The 17949-nt window shown below is 64.2% G+C and carries 19 protein-coding genes; 8 read left to right on the forward strand and 11 right to left on the reverse strand.

The window, feature by feature from the left end:
- Nucleotides 1–44 precede the first annotated feature (44 nt).
- Together JQN66_RS09145 and JQN66_RS09150 are read left to right on the forward strand one after the other, a co-directional pair.
- Nucleotides 45–485 carry a VOC family protein gene (locus tag JQN66_RS09145; RefSeq protein ID WP_188948334.1) on the forward strand — a complete coding sequence of 147 codons (441 nt, stop codon included), beginning with the start codon at nt 45–47 and terminating at the stop codon, nt 483–485.
- 48 nt (nt 486–533) lie between these two features.
- Nucleotides 534–1217 (forward strand): HAD family hydrolase, encoded by a 684-nt coding sequence (locus JQN66_RS09150; RefSeq protein WP_204674463.1) that lies wholly within the window; start codon nt 534–536, stop codon nt 1215–1217.
- Nucleotides 1218–1247: 30 nt separating this feature from the next.
- Here the strand turns inward: JQN66_RS09150 and JQN66_RS09155 are convergent, their stop codons facing one another.
- From JQN66_RS09155 to JQN66_RS09180, 6 genes are all read right to left on the reverse strand, one after another.
- The gene (locus JQN66_RS09155; RefSeq protein ID WP_204674465.1) at nt 1248–4706 is read right to left on the reverse strand and encodes a DNA polymerase III subunit alpha; all 3459 of its coding nucleotides are present in this window, start codon (nt 4704–4706) and stop codon (nt 1248–1250) included.
- A gap of 33 nt (nt 4707–4739) precedes the next feature.
- Entirely contained in the window at nt 4740–5054 is a 315-nt protein-coding gene (locus JQN66_RS09160) for a DUF6504 family protein (protein WP_204674467.1), read from the reverse strand.
- 217 nt (nt 5055–5271) lie between these two features.
- Entirely contained in the window at nt 5272–5775 is a 504-nt protein-coding gene (locus JQN66_RS09165; RefSeq protein WP_204674469.1) for a nuclear transport factor 2 family protein, read from the reverse strand.
- A 48-nt stretch (nt 5776–5823) separates the two neighbouring features.
- Nucleotides 5824–6684 (reverse strand): SDR family NAD(P)-dependent oxidoreductase, encoded by an 861-nt coding sequence (locus tag JQN66_RS09170; RefSeq protein ID WP_204674471.1) that lies wholly within the window; start codon nt 6682–6684, stop codon nt 5824–5826.
- Nucleotides 6685–6880: 196 nt separating this feature from the next.
- The gene (locus JQN66_RS09175; RefSeq protein WP_204674473.1) at nt 6881–8236 is read right to left on the reverse strand and encodes an MFS transporter; all 1356 of its coding nucleotides are present in this window, start codon (nt 8234–8236) and stop codon (nt 6881–6883) included.
- Between the two features lie 249 nt (nt 8237–8485).
- A complete protein-coding gene (locus JQN66_RS09180; protein WP_204674475.1) occupies nt 8486–9313 on the reverse strand; it encodes an aldo/keto reductase in 828 nt (275 codons plus the stop codon).
- Between the two features lie 253 nt (nt 9314–9566).
- Between JQN66_RS09180 and JQN66_RS09185 the strand changes: the two genes are divergently transcribed.
- The 3 genes from JQN66_RS09185 (at nt 9567) to JQN66_RS09195 (ending at nt 11907) form a co-directional block, all read left to right on the forward strand.
- Complete coding sequence (locus JQN66_RS09185; RefSeq protein ID WP_188948344.1) at nt 9567–10652, forward strand: S-(hydroxymethyl)mycothiol dehydrogenase; 1086 nt, start codon at nt 9567–9569, stop codon at nt 10650–10652.
- Nucleotides 10652–11281, forward strand: coding sequence for an MBL fold metallo-hydrolase (locus tag JQN66_RS09190; protein ID WP_204674477.1), 630 nt, complete (start codon nt 10652–10654; stop codon nt 11279–11281). Before JQN66_RS09185 ends, JQN66_RS09190 begins: the two co-directional genes overlap by 1 nt.
- Nucleotides 11282–11370: 89 nt before the next feature.
- Nucleotides 11371–11907, forward strand: a complete 537-nt coding sequence (locus JQN66_RS09195) for a hypothetical protein (RefSeq protein WP_204674479.1) — start codon at nt 11371–11373, stop codon at nt 11905–11907.
- On the opposite strand, the gene JQN66_RS09200 is transcribed toward JQN66_RS09195, so the two are convergent.
- Nucleotides 11904–12629 (reverse strand): SOS response-associated peptidase, encoded by a 726-nt coding sequence (locus tag JQN66_RS09200; RefSeq protein ID WP_204674481.1) that lies wholly within the window; start codon nt 12627–12629, stop codon nt 11904–11906. The genes JQN66_RS09195 and JQN66_RS09200 overlap by 4 nt on opposite strands.
- Before the next feature lie 119 nt (nt 12630–12748).
- Between JQN66_RS09200 and JQN66_RS09205 the strand changes: the two genes are divergently transcribed.
- Nucleotides 12749–13027 carry a mycoredoxin gene (locus JQN66_RS09205; protein ID WP_204674483.1) on the forward strand — a complete coding sequence of 93 codons (279 nt, stop codon included), beginning with the start codon at nt 12749–12751 and terminating at the stop codon, nt 13025–13027.
- Nucleotides 13028–13081: 54 nt separating this feature from the next.
- Here the strand turns inward: JQN66_RS09205 and JQN66_RS09210 are convergent, their stop codons facing one another.
- Nucleotides 13082–13828, reverse strand: coding sequence for a lipoate--protein ligase family protein (locus JQN66_RS09210; RefSeq protein WP_204674485.1), 747 nt, complete (start codon nt 13826–13828; stop codon nt 13082–13084).
- A gap of 119 nt (nt 13829–13947) precedes the next feature.
- Between JQN66_RS09210 and JQN66_RS09215 the strand changes: the two genes are divergently transcribed.
- Nucleotides 13948–14556 (forward strand): uridine kinase family protein, encoded by a 609-nt coding sequence (locus JQN66_RS09215; protein ID WP_239463970.1) that lies wholly within the window; start codon nt 13948–13950, stop codon nt 14554–14556.
- On the opposite strand, the gene JQN66_RS09220 is transcribed toward JQN66_RS09215, so the two are convergent.
- Both JQN66_RS09220 and JQN66_RS09225 read right to left on the reverse strand, forming a co-directional pair.
- Nucleotides 14553–15371, reverse strand: a complete 819-nt coding sequence (locus JQN66_RS09220; protein ID WP_204674487.1) for a thioesterase family protein — start codon at nt 15369–15371, stop codon at nt 14553–14555. The two genes, JQN66_RS09215 and JQN66_RS09220, sit on opposite strands and share 4 nt — an antisense overlap.
- A gap of 92 nt (nt 15372–15463) precedes the next feature.
- A complete protein-coding gene (locus JQN66_RS09225; protein WP_338029201.1) occupies nt 15464–16021 on the reverse strand; it encodes a helix-turn-helix domain-containing protein in 558 nt (185 codons plus the stop codon).
- A gap of 90 nt (nt 16022–16111) precedes the next feature.
- Between JQN66_RS09225 and JQN66_RS09230 the strand changes: the two genes are divergently transcribed.
- Entirely contained in the window at nt 16112–17047 is a 936-nt protein-coding gene (locus JQN66_RS09230) for an NAD(P)/FAD-dependent oxidoreductase (RefSeq protein WP_204674491.1), read from the forward strand.
- A gap of 313 nt (nt 17048–17360) precedes the next feature.
- Here JQN66_RS09230 and JQN66_RS09235 read toward each other — a convergent pair whose 3' ends face one another.
- Nucleotides 17361–17687, reverse strand: a complete 327-nt coding sequence (locus tag JQN66_RS09235; protein WP_204674493.1) for a hypothetical protein — start codon at nt 17685–17687, stop codon at nt 17361–17363.
- Between the last annotated feature and the right edge of the window lie 262 nt (nt 17688–17949).

Below are 17949 nucleotides of genomic sequence, written 5' to 3' on the forward strand. Positions count from 1 at the left end.
CCCTGCCTCTATCATTCGAGGTCAACGCACCTTAGTCTGGTGATATGAACAAGTCGGCCCCGCCGACCATCAGCGCGATCACCCTCGGCGTGCGTGATGTCGGTGCTTCAACCAGGTTCTATACCGAGGGACTGGGTTTCGAGCTGGTGCAGCCGGCCCACCCGGAGATTGCCTTTGTCCGTGCCGGGCATTCCTTGATGCTGGCCTTGTGGGACATTGCGCAGATGCCCAGCGAGTACGGTGACATCGGGCACGGCGAGAAGGCTCCCCCGGTTTCGCTGGGGCACAATGTGCATACCGACGCGGAGGTTGAACAGCTCTACCGGCGAGCGCTTGATGCCGGGGCCCAATCCGTCACGGCCCCTACGGTGCAGCCGTGGGGCGGGATGAGCGCCTGCGTGGCCGACCCGGACGGGTTCCGCTGGGATTTTGTGCACAATCCGTCATTTGTCATTGATGCGGATGGGCACGTGTCTTCCGTATAGCGAATGAGCGTTTTCCCCATGCTCAGTGGCGCAGGGGAAGATGAACCCATGCCCTCGCACATTTATTTTGATTTCTTCGGCACCTTGGTGCGCTATGACCCCTCGATTCTGCCGAGTGCGTTCAACGCTCCGCTGGAATTTGCGCGCAGGGCTTCGGCTCGGGTGGGACAGGCAGAGGCGGATGCGTTGTGGACTCGCGCATGGGACGAGCTGGACTCGGCGGCGCACCGCTCCGGGCGTGAGTGTTCGATGTTGCAGATCGCCAGTCGCTATTGGGAGCTGCTGGGTTCTCCGACTATCCGCGAGGGCGAGCTTGCCCGCCTGGTGCGGGAGTATCTTGCGGTGTGGAGCGCTCAGGTTGCCCCCGCTGCCGCTGTCCGGTCCTGTTTGCAGGATCTCTACGCAGACCATGTGCTGAGCGTGGTGAGCAATACCCACGATGCGGCGCTGGTCCCGAGGCTGCTGCGCGAGCTGCAGTTGGATACATATTTCGATCGGGTCTTCACCTCCATAGAGCTGGGGTGGCGCAAGCCGCACCGGCAGATCTTCCGGATGGTGCTGGATGCGCATGGTATCGCTGCGCAGGATGCGGTGTTTGTGGGAGATAACTGGGATGCGGACATCCGGGGCCCGCAAGCGGTCGGGATGCGCGCCTGCTATGTCGGCGCGCGGGAGCGGGGCCGGGAACCGGTTTCGCTCGCACAGCTGCCCGGCGTGGTTCGCGGAGCCTGACGGGCTGATCCCTCGCACCTCTGGTTCCCCCTACATGTTTTGGGCCCCGCGCTGGTCCAGGTCCTCGGCGTTCATGCGGCGGGCGAGCTCTCCGACGGTTTCGGCGGGGCTCTGGCCGAGCTTGGGCCGGTAGCTGGGGCGCGGGCGGGCTGTGTTCTCCAAGTATCCGGCGGCGGGCAGTGTTTCGGGCTGGTGCAGGTCCCAGGCGTTCAGGGCCTGCAGCGAGATGCCGCGGGGTCCGGTGCGCCGGGTGATGCCGTGGATGAGCAGCATGCGGGTGGAGAACAGCAGCGGCCCGGTGCGCTGCTGGGTGTCGTCGAAGAAGGTGGCATCGATGCAGCCGGTGCCGTCGTCCACGGAAATGAACACCACGCGTTTGCCTCCGCGCATGGGCGGGGTCTGGGTGGCCACGCGCACCCCGGCGACCAGCACCTCGGTGCCGTTGCGCAGGTGCAGCAGCTCGATGGCCTGGGTGATCGGCAGGTGGGCCAGGCGTTGCCGGTAGGAGGTGATGAGGTGTTCGCTGGCGTCCAGGTGCATGAGGTCCAGTTCGGTGCGGATGATCTCGGCCGGTTCCAGCTGCGCTCCGGTGTTGGTGATGTGTTCGATCTGCCCGAGGTCGAAGGTGAGCTGCCCGGGGCCGGGCCGGTATTTGGCCGGCAGGCTGGTGCGGGCCATGGATTGGGTGTGGGCGATGGTATCCGCCCGGTTGGTTCCGGACAGCAGGGAGTCGAAGACGCCCAGGGCTGCGAGGTTCTGGTAGGTGCGTCGGGACAGGCCTGCGCGGTCCCGCACCTCGGCCAGGTGCTCGTAGGGTTGGCCGGCGACCAGCCGCTGGACCTCGCGTTCGCTCATCTGGTGGATGTCGCGGAAGGCCAGGCGGACACCGTAGCGTCCGGGGCGCAGGGTTCCGGGCGCCCGGGGCACGGTGGGGGCCGCAGCGGGAGCGTATTCGAAGATTCGTTCGACTCGGTAGTGCCCGGTGGAGCGGTTGATGTCCAGCGGCAGGATCGGGATGCCCATGCGGCGGGCCTCGGAGACCAGCAGCCGCTTGGGGTACATTCCCGGGTCGTGTTCCCAGATGCCGGCGAGGAAGGCTTCGGGATGGTGGGCCTTGAGCCAGGCCGAGTGGTAGGTGGGTACGGCGAAGGCGGCCCCGTGGGCCTTGCAGAAGCCGAAGGAGCCGAAGCCTGCCAGCACTTTCCAGACCTTGTCGATGGTTTCCGGGCTGTAGCCCTTGGCGGCGGCGTTGGCGCGGAAGTATTCTTCGACCGCCGGTTCCTGGGCGGGGTTGCCCAGGTGGCGGCGGTAGACGTCGGCCATGCCCAGGGTGCAGCCGGTCATCACGTGCAGGATGCGCAGCACCTGTTCATGGAAGACGGTGACCCCGTGGGTTTCGGCCAGCGCGGGCTTGAGGTCGGGGTGCAGGAACTGCTCGGGGGCGAAGCCGTGGCGGTGCTCCAGATAGGGCTTGACCATGTTCGACTGCATGGGCCCGGGGCGGAACAGCGAGATGTCGATGATCAGGTCGTTGAATTCGGTGGGGGCGAGCTTGCCGATCAGTTCGCGCTGGCCCGGGGACTCGATCTGGAAGCAGCCCAGGGTGTGGGTGGAGCGGATCAGCTCGAAGGTGGGGGCGTCGTCCAGCGGGACCCGGGCCAGGTCGATGTGCCCGGCCGGGTCGATGTAGCTGGTGTCGGCGTGTCCTCCGGCGCGGGCGACCGCGGACGCGTCGGGGTGCAGCCGGGCGATTTCCTCAAGGGTGTAGGCGATGGCGGACTGCATGCGCACCCCGAGCACATCGAGCTTGATCAGGCCCATGAGGTCCATGTCGTGTTTGTCGAACTGGCTCATCTGCAGTCCCATCCCGGAGGGCTGCACCGGGGTGCGGTCCAGCAGCGAGGCATCGGAGAGGATCACGCCGCACGGGTGCATGGAGATGTGCCGGGGCAACCGGTCCAGGCGTTCGGTGGCGTCGATCAGGATGTCCAGCTGGGAGTCGGCGGCGAGCCGCTCGGCCAGTTCGCCCAGCTCCGGCTTCGCGGCGAGCGCTTCGCGGAAGGAGGAGGCGGAGAAGCGCCAGAGCTGCTTGGCGATGCCGTCCACCTGCCCGTCGTCCAGCCCCAGGGCGGCTCCGGCGTCGCGGACGGCGCCGCGGGCGCGGTAGGCGTTCTGCATGCTCATCAGGCTCACCCGCTCTTCGCCGAAGCTGGCGAAGATGGTGCGGTAGATTTCGTGGCGGCGCGCGGATTCCACGTCGATGTCGATGTCCGGCAGGGTGGTGCGGGTGTCGGAGAGGAAGCGTTCGAAGACCAGGTCGTGGGCCAGCGGATTGACCTGGCTGATCCCCAGCAGGTAGTTGACCAGCGAGGAGGCTCCGGAGCCGCGGGCGGCCACGCGCACCCCCAGCCCGGTGATGAGCTTCACGGTTTCGGCGACGGTGAGGAAGTAGCCGGCGAAGTCCAGCCGGTTGATGACCCCGAGCTCCAGGGATAGCCGCTTTTCGACGTCGTGCCGCTTTTCGCCCGGCAGCAGCCGGGGCACGGCGGCGTAGACGCGTTCGGTCAGTTCCTGCATGGCCGGGCGGTGCAGGCCCAGCACGGAGGCTTCGGGAATGACCGGCTTTTTCCAGCCCAGGTCGCTGCCGGGGTCCAGGACGGCGAAGCTGGCCACCGACTCGGTTTCCTGCAGCAGCTTGCGCATCCAGCCGCGCTCGGTGGCTCGGGAGATTTCGGAGGCCAACTGGCGCATTTCCCGCGGGGACTTGAGCCAGCCCTGGCCGTTGGGCTGGCAGGAGTCCATCTCCTTCAGGCTGTTCAGGGTACGGGCGGAATCCAGCAGGTCCGCGGTGACCGCGCCATCGGGGTCGGCGTAGCGCACCGCGTTGCTCAGCACCGCCTTCAGGCCCAGTTCGTCGGCGTAGCGGAGCATCCTTCCGGCTTCCCCGAGGTGGTAGCGGGATCCGCGGGTGGACAGGTGGGTGGTGATTTCCACGCGCAGCATGGGGCCGGCCAGATTTTTCCAGTCGGCCAGCAGCGCGCGGGCCTTGGCATACTGCCCGCGAACCAGCGCCCGGGCCACGTCGGATTCCCCGCCGACCAGCAGCATCAGGTTTCCCGCGGATACCCGGTGGGAGATCTGGCGACGGGTCAGCCCCGGAATGCCGTGGGGCGCCTGGTGGGCTTGGCTGATGCTCCGGCACAGGTCCGCGTAGCCGGCGCCATTGCTGTTCCCGCGGGCGAGCAGGATGATTCGCCCGGCCGCATGGCCCGGGGTGTCGAGCAGGGCCAGATTCACGCCCAGCAGGGGGCGCAGCCCATGTTCCAGGCAGGCGGCCACGTGCTTGACCGCCCCGTAGAGTCCGTCTCGGTCGGTGAGGGCCAGGGCTTCGGCGCCCATGGCGTGCGCGGCGGCGGCCAGCTGGGGCGGGGTGGAGACCCCATAGTGGGCGCTGTAGGAAGAGGCCACATTCAGATGCGTGAAGCTCATGCCACCGGCTCGAACATGTATTCGAAAGGCGACTCAGGCGCTACGGGCATGCTGTTCATGCAGGCGGACCAGGCGCCAGCGGGTGCTCTGCGCGTCGAAGCTGACATCGACGCTGAAGGACTCGCCGCGACCCTCCGACGAGACCAATTGCAGTCGCCACATTTCATAATCGGCTACTCCTGCCCCTAGTCCACGCGGAATCCTCATGTTCTCCTCCCACCATTTGCGGCGTTCGAACCAGCGTTCGGGTTCGGCCACCAGGCGGTAGTCTTTCCCTTGCCAGGTGACGCGCAGCGGTATTCCGTTCGCTGCGCGGGTAACCTCGATCGGCTCGGTGAATATGCCCACGTGTGCGCTCCTTAATCAACAAACTCATTCTATTCGAACATGTGTTCGATCGGTAGCTACACTAGTCAGCCCTGCCGACAGTTTGGCTCGGGCCCCGGATTCTTGAACAAATTTTTTGATCAGGACAACACGAGCCGCCCTCCACGGTGCAGGCGCGCGAAAGGCCCGGGGCCCGCGCGGTGGATCCGCATGAGCCTCGGGCCTCTAATGGGCGCCACTAGGGCGCCGGAACCGCCATAAACTCGCCCTCGGTGATCTGCGCGCTCTCATCCAGCGCGCGGGTCATCGACCAGGTGTCGGTGAAGCGGCAGGCGGACATCTTCCATTGCCCGTCCACCAGCACGTATTCGTCGTCGTATTCGCCGGTCTTCAGGTACTCGGTGCCCTCGAGCAGGTTGACCTGGCGGAAGCGCAGCGTCCAGCGGCCCCGGGCGGTGGTGGGGCTAATCAGCGTGATGTCCGGGTGCATTCCGTGGTGCATGTCGAAGATCACGTGCTTGCCGTCGACCTTGGCCAGCGCCACCTGGGTGAAGATCTCGGCCATCGGCTCCACGTCGTCGAAGGCGCCCATGGGGCCGTAGTCGATGATCGCGCCGCGTTTAATGAAGCAGTCGCGGAATCCCTGCGGGTCCTTCCCGTCGCAGGCGCGCCAGTAGCGGTGCTTCAGCGCCTTGATCTCTTCGATCGCCTCCAGCGCGGCAAGGCGTTGTTCCAAATCCATGGATTGTTCTCCTGACAAATCGTTTCGGGTTGGGGTTCGGTCGGCGGTCTAGGCGATCACGGCACCGGAGAACACCGGCGGGTTTCCGAGCATGGGGCGGTGGGAGATCGGCTGCGCCCCGTCCACGTCCAGCACTCCCAGCTCTGCGGCCAGCTCCGCGGCGATCAGCACCTGGCCGCTGCGCTGCATCAGCTGCGGGTCGCGGTGCAGCGCGTCGATCACCCGGCCGGGGAATTCCGGGGATTCGGCGGTGGCTTCCAGCTCCCCGTACTGCTCGGGGCTCTTCGCCAGCTCGGCCAGGGTGCGCTCGGTCTTCAGCATCCCCATCCACAGGGAGACGACGGCGACGCCGTGCGGCTTGAAGTCCACGGCCATGTCGCTGGCCATCTTGTCCACGGCGGCCTTGCCGGCCCCGTAGGCCGGCCCGTGCATGTAGCAGGTGCCGCCGAAGGACGAGGTGTTCACCACCAGCCCGCCGCCGGCGATCAGCAGCGGTGCGGCGTAGTAGCTGGCGACATAGCTGGAGCGCAGCCCGACGTTGAACACCTGGAGCAGGTCCAGCGACTTCTCCCAGAACGCCCCGGCGAGCGTCAGCTCCGCCGGCACCGCGTAGGCGTTGTTGACCAGGATGTCGATGGCACCGTCTTCGGCAGCGATGCGTTCGAAGAGCGCCTTCACCTGGGTGTCGTCGGTGTGGTCGAGCACCACCGGCACGCCGATTCCGCCGCGGGCGGTGATTTCCTCGGCGGTGGCGAAAACGGTTCCCGGCAGCGGGGCCTCGCCTTCGTTGGTGGTGCGCCCGGTGACATACACCTTGGCCCCGGCTTCGCCCAGTGCCAGTGCGATCCCCTTGCCTGCGCCGCGGCTGGCGCCGGTGACAACGGCGACGCGTCGGGTTTTCTGGGTCATCGATTTCCTCCCGTGGTTCTGGCGTCGCCCGAGATTCCGGGCGCACGTGGCACGATTACATCCCGGCCATGCACCGCCGAAATCCGCCATCCCACTGAGCGGGACGTCCGGTCGCGCCACCCCTACACGCGCAAAGGCCCGGAACCAGCCGGTCGATGACCGACTGATTCCGGGCCTTTGGCAGGAGGCGGAAGTTCTAATCCACCGGGTTGCCCAGCTCATGCAGCGGGGTCTTGAAGGTTTCACGGGCCCAGATGGCGCCGATGGCCGCCACGATGGAGGACCCTGCAACGATCCAGGCCGCCGGCCCGTAGTTGGCGGGGATGCCGCCGACCAGCACGGTGGCGATCATCGGGGTGAACCCGGCGCACAGGATGCCCACCTGCAGTCCGATGGCGACACCCGAGTAGCGGACCTTGACGTGGAACAGCTCGGAGAACCAGGCCGGATAGATCGCGTTGGACACCGCGTAGCTGCCCGCGGTGATCGCAATGCTCAGCAGGAAGACCAGCACGATATTCGAGGTGGAGATCGCCCAGAAGTAGACCCAGATCAACACGCCGGAAGACAGGATGCCGGTGATGAAGATCGGGCGTCGGCCGAAGCGGTCCGAGAACCAGGCGCTCAGCGGCTGGGTGAAGATCGCCAGCACGTTGCCAGCGATGCTGACCACCAGCATCGTCGCCGCGGGGATTCCCACGCTGACTGCGTAGGCCAGGCCGAAGGCCTGCATCAGGGTATTGGTCACGCATTGGAAGGACATCAGCGAGACCTGGAAGAACTGCGCCGGGTGGGTCTTGAGCATCAGCAGGAACGGCAGCTTTTCCTTCTCGCCGCCGCCTTGGGACTTGACCTCGTCCTCGAAGACTTCGGGCTCCTCAAGCGAGCGTCGTACCAGCATCGCCACGATCATCACGACCACCGAAAGCAGGAAGGGCACACGCCAGCCCCACGACATCCTGGCGGCCTCGTCCATCGCCGCGACCGGGATGAAGACCAGCGAGGCCAGCACGATACCCGCCGAGATCCCGCTCATCGCGAAGGAGGGGAAGAACCCGCGCCGGCCCACCGGGGACTCCTCCATGGTCAGCGTCGAGGATCCCGCCGTCTCGGCGCCGGCGGACAAGCCCTGGACCAGCCGCAGGAACACCAGCAGGGCCGGGGCCAGGTAGCCGGCCTGCGCGAAGTTCGGCAGCAGGCCGATGGCGAAGGTTGCCCCGCCCATCAGCATCAGGGTCAGCACCAGCGTGTTCTTGCGTCCCAGCCGGTCGCCCAGATGCCCGAAGACGATGGCACCGAAGGGGCGGGCCACATAGGCGACGCCGAAGGTGGCGAACGACGCCATGAGGGTGATGGTGGGATCCCCCGCCGGGAAGAAGATGTGCGAGAAGATCAGCGACGCGGCAGTCGCATAGATGAAGAAGTCATAGTACTCCAGCATGCCGCCGAGGAACGCGGCCAGGGCCGCCTTCTTCGCCCGCTTCACCCGGTAAGACTGCTCGGCGCGCGAGAGCTCTGTACCGGCAACTGCGCTGCTCTGGTCAATCGCCATGGGAACCTCCAAGTATCAAGAACTGAATTGCGCGCTATCCGAACAGTAGTACGTTTTGCGCACACTTGAGTGTACCCCCGCGTGACCTGCAACACCTAGGGAAATTTCGGGGAAATTCACCGGCCCCGGAAGGCGTCCCGGAAACGCTCGCCAAACCACAGGTCAGCAACCATTTACCGGCTTGCGGGCCACGATTAAAGCCGAAAAGGCCGCCCCGTATTCCGGGGCAGCCTTCCATGGTGTTGTGTTTTAGTGACCGAAGGAATCCGCATCCAGGCGCGGGCCGGCTCCCGTGTCCAGCGCATCGATCGCAGCCACCTGCTGCCCGGTCAGCGCGAAGTCGAAAATCTCCAGGTTCTCCCGCTGGCGGACATCGCTGGCGGATTTGGGCACTGCGATGCGCCCTGAATCAAGGTGCCAGCGCAGCACGATTTGGGCCGGGGTCTTTCCGTACTGCTCCGCCGCCGCGGTAATCGCCGGATGGGACAGGAAATCCCCCGCCCGGCCCAACGGGCTGTAGGCGACCGTGGTCAGCCGGTGCTGGGCATGGAACTCCAGCTGCTCGCGCTGCAGATGCTCGGGGTCGACCTGCACCTGGTTGAGCACGGGGCGCAGCCCCGCGTCGAAGACTGCCTGCAGGTGCGCCGGCTTGAAGTTGGAGACGCCCCAGGAGCGCAGCTTTCCCGCCTGCACCAGGTCCTCCAGCCCCTGGCAGGCTTCGACAAAGGTTCCCTGGGCCGGGTTGGGCCAATGCACCAGGTACAAGTCCAGGTAATCCAGCCCCATCAGTTCCAAGGCGCGTTCGTATGCAGCTGCCACGCCGTCGCGCGAATGGTCTTCCTTGTTGAACTTGCTGGTCACCCACAACTGGTCGCGCTGCACCCCGGCCCGCGCGATGCCCGCCCCGACGGCCTGCTCGTTGCCGTAGTTCGCCGCGGTGTCCACATGGCGGTAGCCGTTGCCCAGCGCCCTGGCCACCGCGTCGGCGGCCTCTTCTCCGGTCAGCGGCCAGGTGCCCAGACCGATGGCGGGGATCCGAAGCCCCGGGGCCAGTTCGATCATGTGTTGTTCCTGCATTACTGCTCCTTCGTCCCTGACTTGTGCTTTTCACCTCGGATAGTCCATTCAAGTATTAAGCGCCCACCGTGTAAAAGTCCACGATTAAACAGGACAGCAACTATGTAGGAATCCGGGACAATGGGCGGAGCGGGCAAAAAGGGCCGCTGACCCACGCCACACTTGGTCATTCGGCGCGCGGCTCCTAGCTTCGCGCCTGCCGCACCGATAGCATCGGGTCAGAAGCACAATCCACCACAAGGAGCCCACCGACATGTCCCATAAGGTCAAAGCGGTCATTTCCCGCGCCAAAGACGCCCCGGTCGAGGTTGTCGACATCATCGTTCCGGATCCCGGGCCGGGAGAGGTCGTGGTCGACGTGCTGACCACCGGCGTCTGCCACACCGACCTGCACTACAAGCTCGGCGGCATCGGCGACGACTACCCCTACCTGCTGGGCCACGAGTCCACCGCCGTGGTCAGCCAGATCGGCGAGAACGTCACCAACGTCAAGGTCGGCGACCGCGTCATCCTGAACTGGCGCGCGGTCTGCGGCCAGTGCCGCGCCTGCGCCAAGGGCGAGCCGAAGTACTGCTTCAACACCCACAACGCCACCCAGAAGATGACCCTGGAAGACGGCACCGAGCTCTCCCCTGCGCTGGGCATCGGGTCCTTCGCCGAGAAGACCCTGGTCCACTCCGGGCAGTGCACCATCGTGGACGAGGACGCCGATCCTGCGGCCGTGGGCCTGCTGGGCTGCGGCATCATGGCCGGCATCGGCGCGGCCATCAACACCGGCGAGATCAAGCGCGGCGAATCCGTGGCCGTCATCGGCTGCGGCGGCGTGGGCGCGGCGGCCATCGCCGGCGCGCAGCTGGCCGGCGCCACCACCATCATCGCGGTGGACGTCAACCCGGACAAGCTGGAAACCGCCAAGCGCTTCGGCGCCACCCACACCGTGGATTCGAGCAAGGTCGACGCCGTCACCGCGATCCAGGACCTCACCGGCGGCTTCGGCGCCGACGTGGTCATCGACGCGGTGGGCCGCCCGGAAACCTACAAGCAGGCGTTCTACGCCCGCGACCTGGCCGGCCGCGTGGTGCTGGTGGGCGTCCCGACCCCGGAGATGACCCTCGAGCTGCCGCTGCTGGACGTCTTCGGGCGCGGCGGATCGCTGAAGAGCTCCTGGTACGGCGACTGCCTGCCGAGCCACGACTTCCCGATGCTGGTCGAGCAGTACAAGCTCGGCCGGCTGGACCTGGATGCCTTCGTCACCGAGCGCATCACCATCGACGAGATCGAATCCGCCTTCGACAAGATGCACGCGGGCACCGTGCTGCGTTCGGTGGTGGAAATCTAATGGCCGCACGCATCGAGAACATCGTCACCTCCGGCACCTTCAGCCTGGACGGCGGCACCTGGGAAGTGGACAACAACGTCTGGCTCGTCGGGGACGACGCCGAGGTCATCGTCATCGACCCGGCGCACGACCCGCAGGCCATCCGTCAGGCCATCGGCAAGCGCGAGGTGATGGCGGTGCTGCTCACCCACGGGCACGACGACCACATCCGCGCCGCCGCGCAGTTCTCCGACGAGGTCGACGCCCCGCTGTTCCTGAACCCCGAAGACCAGATGCTCTGGGACGCGGTGTACCCGGAACGCGACATCGACGCGGAAATCCACGAGGGCGACAGCTTCACCGTCGCCGGGACCACGCTGACCGCCCTGCACACCCCGGGCCATTCGCCGGGATCCACCTGCTTCTACTCGGAGGATCTGGGAGTGCTGTTCAGCGGCGACACCCTGTTCAACGGGGGTCCCGGCGCCACCGGCCGCAGCTACTCGAGCTTCGAGACGATCATCGACTCGATCCGCTCCAAGCTGCTGACCCTGCCGGCTGAAACCGTGGTCAATACCGGCCACGGCGCCGCCACCACCATCGGGGACGAAGCACCGAACCTGGATGAGTGGATCGCCCGCGGGCACTAGCCGCATAGCGCTGCACCACGCCAAGCCCACGTCGGAATGGAATGAGAAATTCCATCCCGGCGTGGGCTTTCGTGTGAAAGGATGTTCCCATGCCTGAATCTTCCGCCCGCGTGCGCTCGGGGAAAATCCCCGGCTGGATCGGGGCGCTGTCCATCCTGGCCGGCAGCGTGCTGCTCTGGCGCGACAGCCAAGCCGAGTACCTGTTCTATTCGGGGAGCTACGAACCACTATCGGCGGACGCCTTTTCCATCGGCCCCTCGCCGCTGCAGGTTTCCGGCGAGTTGCTGCTGGCCTTCGGATTCGGGGCGCTGTGCCTGAGCCTGGGGCTGATCCTGGGGCGCCGCATGCACAAAAGCAGGAAACATGTACTCACCACGCGCATCATCTGGCTCACCGGGCTGCTGGTGCTGGCCGCCGGCACCGGCCTGCTGATCTGGGATGCGCTGCAGGTCCAGACCTTCGGCTGGTTCGCCTATGCGCCGTTGTCCAACAGCGCCATCTCCCCTGCACCCTGGGTGACCGGGACCCAGATTCTCGGCAAGCTGCTCAGCGCACTCGGGCTCGGGGCAATCGGCCTAGGGGTCGGGCTGCACGCGGGTGCACCGGCCCGGCGCACCGAAGCCTAGAACAACGAACGATGCGGTTCGATCAGTTGCGGGCCGTCATTGCGCACATTTCCCACCGCCGGATCCACCTCGTGCATGGTCCAGGTTGAGGCCACGTCGAAGGCCTCGGACCGGATCTGCTCGATCAGCCCGTCGCCGTCTTCCTGTTCCGGATCCAGCCAGCGGGCCATCATGTCCCGATCCAGCGGAATCGGCAGCCGGTCGTGGAGCCCTGCCAGTTCGCCGAGCACACCAGGTTCTTCGCTCGAGGGCGAATCCATGGTCATGATCGTGGTGGACAGGATCCAGCTACCGTCCTCGTCCTTCCACCATTCGTACAACCCGGCGAAGAAGAGCAGCTGGCCATCGTCGCGGTGCACAAAAAACGGCCGCTTCTTGCTGCCTTCCTTCTTCCACTCGTAGTAGCCCTGCACGGGAACCGCTGCCCGGCGCTTCTTGACCGCCGAACGGAACGTCGGCTTGGAGGATGCGGTTTCGCTGCGCGCGTTGAAGGCGCGCACCCCCACCGACAGCTCCTTGGCCCAGCCGGGAACCAGGCCCCAGCGGGCCACATGGATCTGGCGGTGCAGCTGCCCGTCGATCATCCGCTCGAGCACCACCGGGACATCGGTGGTCGGTGCGACGTTCCACGACTGGCGAAGCTCCAGATTCGCGTCAGCCTCGGCTTCCGCCTCGGCAACCAGGTCGCCGATGGCCTTGGCCATGACGTAGCGTCCGCACATGATGAACCCCCGCAGATTTGTTCGAATTTTGTTCCCAGTGTAGTCGGCTGGGCGACAGAAAACAGTGGCTCGTTCGGGTCACTCGGAACAAACGAACAGGTCACGTGGTTACATGAAGTATGAGCAACGAATTGAGCCTTGAGAAGTACGTTCCTGCCGCCGGCGGGGTCACCATGTTCACCACCAGCTGGTGCGGCTACTGCCGCAACCTGAAGCGCCTGATGGACCAGAAGGGCGTGGCCTACACCGAGGTGAACATCGAAGAGGTCGAGGGCACCGCGCAGATCGTCGAGTCGTTCAACAACGGCAACCAGACCGTCCCGACCCTGATCTTCCCCGACGGCACCGCGGCCACCAACCCGCGCATCGAGGAAGTCGTCGAGCGCGTCGGAGCGTAATTCCGCCCTAATTGCACAGTTCCCGGAACCTTGGAGGTTCCGGGAACTTCGTGGTTAACGGGCCTCCGGTTCCAGGACAGCGACATGCTCCCGGTATTCAGCCAACAGCGCCACGATCAAGGCTTCGGTCGTGAGTCCGGGAACCAGATCATCCCCGGCCCCCACCGTCTCGGGATTCATCGGGACTTCCATGGCCTGGTAGACGGCGTCCAGCACGCGGCGCAGCGGTTGCGAATTCTCCACCACAAAAACACTGGAGAACAGCCAAGCGCCGGAAATCACCCGCTGCGCGGTGCCCACCAGCTTGACCGAATGGCTGATCGCAGAGACCGCACCCGGGACCCCGTGCACAGAATGCTCCCCGACGCAGTACTCGCCGTCGATCGGCCCCACCTCGGCTTGGACCCCAACCCTGCGGAATGCATCGGCGTAAAGCCTGGCGAAGATCTCGAATCGCTGTTGCTGGTGCATGATCGCTTCGGACTGCGGTTCGATATGATCAACGATCAAGGTGCCGCGGTGGTAGGCTGCCGCTCGACCGCCGGCTTTCCGCACCAGTGGCGCGAACCCATGCTCTTCAGCAGCCTGGCGTGCCAGCTCGAAGCCCGGGAGCCGCACATCACGCTGGCCGAACGCCAAGGTGGGGTCCGGACGGTACAAGCGCAGGAGCGGCCCGCGCTCGCCGGATTGGACTTCGCGCAACAGTTGCACCCCGCGTTCCAGATCGTCTCCGGGAGCTCCGCTGGGGTCCTCGCGCAACAAGGTCAACGGGGCATCAGATTGTCGATTCCACAAGGTCATGGTCACGAGTCTAATTCAGCGAGCGAACCGGTTTGGAACGAATGACGCCCTGTCACCGGCGGAGCGAGCCGAGAGTTGAAATTACTGGGCCCCGAGCCCAGTAGGACATAATTGGTCGTGTGCCTTCTTCATCTACACCAGTAATTCTCATCGGCGGTCCATCAGGATCAGGCAAGTCCTACCTTGCGGCTCGGTTCGGAAATCCCCATCTTCCGCTCGATGAGTTCTACCGACAGCTTTCCGAAGACGGGCACCCCGTGGCGTTTCCCCGCACACCCTACGGAGAAGTCGACTGGGACCACCCTGGTACCTGGAATATGGACGCAGCGCTGAAAGCAGTCAACGAACTCCTGGAATCTGGCAGTACCATGGTGCCCAACTATTCGATCTCCACCTCAAGCTATGACGGGCACCGAAGGATTTCCGGCAACGGCGGCCCCATCATCGCTGAAGGGATCTTCCTTTCGGAAATCCTCGAACCGCTGCGCGCCCAGGGAATCGATGTCCAGGCCTACTACGTCGACGAGCCAGCACTGCTGACAACCATCCGCCGATTCGTCAGAGATGTTTCGGAACGCCGCAAGCCTGTGCTGTTCCTGCTCAAACGAGGCTACGCACTATTCAAGGCGCATGCCTCAGGCAGGGAGAACTACCGGGCCAAGGGATTCACTATCATCCCGAAACCTCAGCTCAAGAAGCTGCTGGCAAACCTCAACCCCGGATCCTAGCGCGAACGGACCGTCAGAATCTGCTCCGCCCGCCCGAACGGTCCGCTTTCATCGTGCAGAACCGTCGAGGTCAACCCGATTCCATCGGTGCCGTAGCTTTGCTGCGCTTCCAACCCCAGCCATTCTCCCGCCGGAGCGCGGTACATGTGGATCTGCAGATCAAGATTCGGGAACATCCATTGGCCGGCGCCGGGTTCCACCCGCGGAGCGACACCATTGGCGGTGTCGACGAGCCCGATCAGGCGCGACATCGATGAGGCGTTGTGGGCATCTACCAGATCATAGGGGGTGCGCAGCCAGGCAATCCCCTTCCCCGGGCGGCGACCCTCGGCGGCGCGCATCTCGACGGATTTGATGTATCCACCGGGCCAGAGCTTGGAAATTTCCAACACTTCACAATCCTGCGGACCAACGACCCGGGGGTCCTCGACACCCGCAACAGCCGAGGAATCCCCGGTAATCACCCGCCAAGCCTGCGCAACAATGCTGGTCCGGCCCTTGGCCGTCATTTTGGCCTCGATGAGTTCGATCGTCCGGCCCGGGCGGACCATGCGCGTAGTGATCTCGAATTCACCGGCATGGATCAGGCCGTGGATTTCAAAGCTCAGACGGGCTATGCGCATGTCGCTTCGCGGCTGGAACTGCTCAAGTTCGTGGGCCATGATGCCCGAGGCCGGTGCCATATGCTGCTCATGCGCATTCCATGCCCCCTGGGCATGCCACGAGGAGCGGTAGCGCCCGTCGCCCAGCGATTCGAAGTAGAAGTCTCCCGACGCAAGAATCTTGTCCAGATCCTCGGTGAGCTGATGCGTCATTGCTGCCCTCCAGGCATGTTCGCGCGGATGTGTCGTTGATCCCAGCGTATCGAATTCGTGAGCCAAACCACTAAAGCACTTATCGCGCCAGATCAGCTCGGTCGATCATCGTGATGCGCTCTGCGGCCCTCGTGATCCATGATGCTGAGAATTTCAGCGACCCCGTTCACGGCCCAGATGACGTGTGGGGTCAACGTGTCGAATTGGGCTGCCTGCCCGGCGATGACGTGGTAGGTCCTATCGCCCAGCTTCAACTGCACTTCGCCGGAGAGCACGGTGAACCATTCCTTGCCCGGGTGGATCCGTGCCTCGCTGGGCGCCGGGGCGGTCGCGGAGTCGTAACGGATTTTCGATACCGTCACGCCGTTGACTGCGTCCTCATTGGTCAGTTTCCAAATGGTCATTCCCGGCAGGTCAACCGGCTCCGGCCTGATGACGACGTCCCGTCCGGCCGTTGCGACCAGTTCGTCGAGTGTCGTGCCCAAGGCGCGGGCAATGGGCACGAGTTGGTCCAAGGCGATACGCCTCGAGCCGGTTTCGATGCGGCTCAGTGTGGAGACGCTGAGTTGGGCCTTGGACGCCAGGGATTCCAGGGACCAGCCCCGGCTTTGCCGCAGTGCGCGAATCCGCTGGCGAATGGTGCTGTCCACATCAAGTTCTTGCGTCATACGCAAAACGATACCCGGAAAAGGCAAATTCGAACTATCGTGGTTTTCACTATCCCTTGAAAGGACACTGCAATGGAAAACTTCGATGCAATCATCATCGGCGGTGGCAGCGCTGGACTGGCAGCGGCCGTCGCACTGGGGCGTTCGCGCAGGTCGGTTTTAGTCATCGACACGAACCGGCCGCGAAATGTTCGCGCCTCCCATGCCCATAACATTCTGGGCCAGGAAGGGATCAACCCGCAGCATCTATTGGAACGCGGGCGGAACGAAGCCGAACACTACGGAGCACGAACCATCGTGGAACAAGCGGAAAAGCTGAGCGGATCCGTCAAGGACGGATTCACCGTCGAAACCGGCAACAGCAAGTACTCCGCATCGCGCATCGTGCTGGCCACTGGACTCGTCGATAACCTTGCAGAAATCCCGGGATTGGCCGAAGCCTGGGGCATCTCCGCCATCCACTGCGCGTACTGCCACGGATGGGAAGTGCGGGATCAAGCAATCGCCATTTTGGGCATCGGGCCGATGAGTACCCATCAAGCCCTGCTGTTCGCACAGCTCAGCGGTCGGGTGATATTCATCAATCACCAACCAGGCAGCCTTGCCGCAGAAAACCGGGCAACGCTTGAAAAGCTGGAGGTGCCAATCGTGGAGAGTCGGGTGACGAATCTTCGAGTGGACGGCGGCGGACAACTCGAAGGTATTGAGCTTAGCAACGGCGAACTACTCGAAGCCCAGACGGTCGTCGTGGCCAGCAGGATGAACGCCAACGCAGGCCTCTACCAGCAGCTCGGCGGCACATTGCAAGAACATCCGCTGGGAACGTTCATTCAGGTGAGCGACATGGGCGCAACCGGCATCCCAGGGGTCTACGCAGCCGGGAACATAGCGAACTTGGGCGCCATGGTGATGGCCGCAGCGGCATCTGGCACCGTCGCAGGTGCTGCACTCAACGCAGAACTGGCCCTGGCGAACATTAACTCGAAGTCGCATACAACGCATGCCTAAGGGCTGCGGGTCTTGCGCCGGCCACCCAAGGAGCAGGCACCGCAAGGCTTATCAGCCCAAATGAAACCATGCATCGTGATGACGTGTTCCACAAGGGGCATTGTGGATCAATCCTTTTTCTGGATTCCCGTGGGCTTGTGAACTTTAACACGACGCACGTGACGCGGTGCCCCACAGAAGGGAACGAGCCAATTGAGAAGAAAACTCTTGCCGCGGGTATTCGCCGACATAATCGAGGAACCATATCCGAACAACAACCAAGACGATGAACCTCGGTCTAATCTGCGGCACCGCTCAGGAGCAGCCTTCGGCCTCACCGGCTCCGCGTGGGCAACCCAATATGATGTGCGTCTTCGATACAGGAAAAGCAGGCTGCTAGGCCGACTAGAGGAAATCGGGAATCTTTTTTACGATTCGCGTCAACTCTCCCTCGTTCAACGAGCATGACGCCAGGTTCATCAACCGACAAGGCATAGAGCTCGATGCCTTTGACGATCAGCTGGTTCGGCGAAGGGTCGCGGCAATTGTCGAGCCCGCTCATGGCTTTTTCTTCCCTCAAGCGATCCGCGACTTGGAAAAGTACTTCGACATAAGTGAACTGTAAACGGGGTCCCGCAGGATCCGCCTCGACCTCAGGCAACCGCCACCTAGCCAAACGGGCCAAGCCCGGTCGCGGGAAAGCATCTCATGTACGTTGAATCGCAGGAAGCACCCTTGACTTCGGGGCACAGGCAACGCGACACAATCGACTGCTGAAAATCCGAGTTCCATAGAAAAACCCACTCCGGCCGTTCGATCAAAAGCTAGCAGGACAGTGCATTAGCCCGAAGACAAGCGCCAACCTTCGCACCCCCAATCACAATTTGCCCCAGCATCAGAACACCGTTAGGAAGGTCACGAAG

Source organism: Glutamicibacter protophormiae, from assembly GCF_016894325.1.
Lineage (GTDB): Bacteria > Actinomycetota > Actinomycetes > Actinomycetales > Micrococcaceae > Glutamicibacter > Glutamicibacter protophormiae.

Coding starts and splice junctions, on each gene's coding strand:
- JQN66_RS09145 (WP_188948334.1), top strand. CDS start 45: ATGAACAAGTCGGCCCCGCCGACCATCAGCGCGATCACCCTCGGCGTG.
- JQN66_RS09150 (WP_204674463.1), top strand. CDS start 534: ATGCCCTCGCACATTTATTTTGATTTCTTCGGCACCTTGGTGCGCTAT.
- JQN66_RS09155 (WP_204674465.1), bottom strand. CDS start 4,706: ATGAGCTTCACGCATCTGAATGTGGCCTCTTCCTACAGCGCCCACTAT.
- JQN66_RS09165 (WP_204674469.1), bottom strand. CDS start 5,775: ATGGATTTGGAACAACGCCTTGCCGCGCTGGAGGCGATCGAAGAGATC.
- JQN66_RS09170 (WP_204674471.1), bottom strand. CDS start 6,684: ATGACCCAGAAAACCCGACGCGTCGCCGTTGTCACCGGCGCCAGCCGC.
- JQN66_RS09175 (WP_204674473.1), bottom strand. CDS start 8,236: ATGGCGATTGACCAGAGCAGCGCAGTTGCCGGTACAGAGCTCTCGCGC.
- JQN66_RS09180 (WP_204674475.1), bottom strand. CDS start 9,313: ATGCAGGAACAACACATGATCGAACTGGCCCCGGGGCTTCGGATCCCC.
- JQN66_RS09185 (WP_188948344.1), top strand. CDS start 9,567: ATGTCCCATAAGGTCAAAGCGGTCATTTCCCGCGCCAAAGACGCCCCG.
- JQN66_RS09190 (WP_204674477.1), top strand. CDS start 10,652: ATGGCCGCACGCATCGAGAACATCGTCACCTCCGGCACCTTCAGCCTG.
- JQN66_RS09195 (WP_204674479.1), top strand. CDS start 11,371: ATGCCTGAATCTTCCGCCCGCGTGCGCTCGGGGAAAATCCCCGGCTGG.
- JQN66_RS09200 (WP_204674481.1), bottom strand. CDS start 12,629: ATGTGCGGACGCTACGTCATGGCCAAGGCCATCGGCGACCTGGTTGCC.
- JQN66_RS09205 (WP_204674483.1), top strand. CDS start 12,749: ATGAGCAACGAATTGAGCCTTGAGAAGTACGTTCCTGCCGCCGGCGGG.
- JQN66_RS09210 (WP_204674485.1), bottom strand. CDS start 13,828: ATGACCTTGTGGAATCGACAATCTGATGCCCCGTTGACCTTGTTGCGC.
- JQN66_RS09220 (WP_204674487.1), bottom strand. CDS start 15,371: ATGACGCATCAGCTCACCGAGGATCTGGACAAGATTCTTGCGTCGGGA.
- JQN66_RS09230 (WP_204674491.1), top strand. CDS start 16,112: ATGGAAAACTTCGATGCAATCATCATCGGCGGTGGCAGCGCTGGACTG.